Genomic DNA, 2,497 nt, shown 5'->3' on the forward strand with positions numbered 1-2,497 from the left:
GTGGTGGGGTCCTCGGCGTGGGAGGGCAGGTCCGGGATGTCCGGCAGGGCCTCGTCACCCAGGTTCACCACCCGATCCACCACGTTGCGCAGCTCGCGGACGTTGCCCGGCCACGGGTACTGCGCGAGCAGGGCGCGCGTCTGGTCCGACAGCGCGCTGGGAGGACGCCCCATGCGTTGCAGCACCGTGTCGACGAGCAGCGGCACGTCCTCCAGCCGCTCCCGCAGCGGCGGAAGGCCGACGCGGAGCACCGCGAGCCGGTGGAACAGGTCGCCGCGGAAGCGCCCGGTCTGCACCGAGCCCTCCAGGTCCTGGTGCGTGGCCGCGACGACGCGCACGTCGAAGGTGCGGTAGTCGTTGGAGCCCACGCGCTTCACCTGCCGGCGCTCCAGCGCGCGCAGCAGCCGGGGCTGGACTTCCAGCGGCAGCTCGCCGACCTCGTCCAGGAACAGCGTGCCGCCGTGGGCGCGCTCGAAGGCGCCCGCGCGGTCGGCGTGCGCGCCCGTGAAGGCGCCCTTCACGTGGCCGAAGAGCTCGCTCTCCAGCAGCGTGGGCGCGATGCCCGCCAGGTCGGCGATGACGAAGGGCCCTCGGGCCCGAGGGCTGTGCGTGTGGATGGCCTCCGCGCACAGCTCCTTGCCCGTGCCCGTCTCCCCTTGGATGAGCACATCCGACTCACCGGCGGACAGCCGCTCCAGCAACGTGAAGAGCTCCCGCATGCGGCGGCTGTGGCCCACCAGTGAGCCGAAGGCGCTGCGCGCGGACAGGGGGCGCGCCCGGGGCCGCTCGCTCTCCGGCATCAGCTTCAGCTCGGTGGTGCCCAGCTTGAGCACCGCGCCCGTGCGCACCTCCAGCTCCTGGAAGCGCATGCCTTCGCAGAAGGAACCATTGCGCGAGCCCGGGTCCACCGCGCGCACGCCGCTCTCGTTCACCTCCAGGAGGAGGTGCTGCCGCGACACCGCCCGGTCCGAGAGGAGGATGTCCGCATCCCGGCCTGAACCCACGCGATAGCGTCCGGGCATCAGCGGCCAGTCGCGACCAGCATCCGGACCCGACAACACCACCAGCCGGGTACGTACCCGTTGGACGCGAATGGCCGGCAACGCATCGGTGCGGACCAGCTCGTCGTCCCCGTCCTCATCTCCCAGACTCGCCACGGCGCGGACGATATCACAGCCGCTTTGCGGGGTTGGCCTCCGCATTCCAGGGTTATGCGGTAAACTCTGAGAGGGGGTGTCAGCCGCGATGGCAAGTGCGCCGCGAGACCGATTCGGCCGGTATGAACTTCAAGAGCGGGTGGGCCATGGCGGCATGGCGGAGACGTGGCGCGCCCGGCTCCGGGGCGCGGCGGGCGTCACCAAGTCCGTGCTCATCAAGAAGGTGCTCCCGGAGTACGCCAACGACGAAGCCTTCGTGTCCATGTTCATCAGCGAGGCGCGCATCTCCGCCACGCTGTCGCACGGGGCCATTGCCCAGGTCTTCGACTTCGGGAAGGTGGACGGGCAGTACTTCCTGGCCATGGAGCTGGTGGAAGGCCAGCCGCTGAACCGCATCATGAAGCGGGCGCTGCGCTCCGGCTTCCACTCCCTGCCGGTGCCCATCGCCGTCTTCATCGCCATGGAGATGTGCCGCGGCCTGCACTACGCCCACACGCGCGGTGACGAGAAGGGCGAGCCGCTGGGCATCGTCCACCGTGACATCTCCCCCGACAATGTCCTCATCGGCTACGAGGGACAGGTCAAGATCGTCGACTTCGGCATCGCCAAGGCGCGCTCCCTGCGCAGCTTCAACACCGAGCCCGGCGTGGTGAAGGGGAAGTACCTGTTCTTCTCGCCGGAGCAGGCGCGGGGCGAAGCGGTGGATGCCCGAACGGACGTCTGGGCCACCGGCGTGGTGCTGTTCCAGATGCTCTGCGGCCGGTTGCCCTTGGAGGGCCAGGTCCACACGGTGTTGCAGCGGTTGAACAGCGGCCAGCCGCTGCCCTCGGCGCGACAGGTGCGGTCCGACATCCCCGTGGCGCTGGACGCCATCCTCCAGCGGGCGCTCGCGCTCCGGAAGGACTCCCGTTTCGCGTCCGCTCACGCGCTCGGGGATGCCCTGGCCGGCTTTCTCTACTCGTCCACCCCACGTTTCTCGCCCATGTCCGTGGCGTACCTGCTGCGGGAGCTGTTCCGCCCGGACCTGGAGGCGCTGGGGTTGGATGCCCGCGTGCCGGCCGCCTTCGCGGAGGAGGTGTCCATCTGGCGAGAGGCGCCCCCGCTGCCTGCGCCCACGCAGCACGGCGTGCCAGCGCTGGACCTGGAGCCGGACTCCCACACCGAGGAGCGCGGGCCGGTCGAGGTGGGTGACGCGGACCAGGAGGCGCCCGCGCCGCGTGTGACGCGAGTGGGCCTGTTCGCCGAAGGCAGCCGGAGCTCCCAGTGGGTGGCCGGGGTCGGCCTGGTGGTGGCCGCGGTGCTCGCCGTGGTGGCGGTGACGCGGGTGGGGTCCGACTTGC

2 protein-coding genes are annotated in these 2,497 nt (G+C 70.8%); one reads left to right on the forward strand and one right to left on the reverse strand.

Annotated features, from left to right (window positions below):
- Positions 1-1,157, reverse strand: a 1,157-nt coding sequence (locus G4D87_RS36635; RefSeq protein ID WP_163787421.1) for a sigma 54-interacting transcriptional regulator, incomplete at its 3' end; no start/stop codon positions are given.
- 154 nt (positions 1,158-1,311) lie between these two features.
- Here G4D87_RS36635 and G4D87_RS36640 point away from each other — a divergent pair.
- A partial coding sequence (locus G4D87_RS36640; RefSeq protein WP_240358904.1) for a serine/threonine-protein kinase occupies positions 1,312-2,497 on the forward strand: 1,186 nt, incomplete at its 3' end.

The organism is Myxococcus vastator, assembly GCF_010894475.1.
GTDB classification, from domain to species: Bacteria; Myxococcota; Myxococcia; order Myxococcales; family Myxococcaceae; genus Myxococcus; species Myxococcus vastator.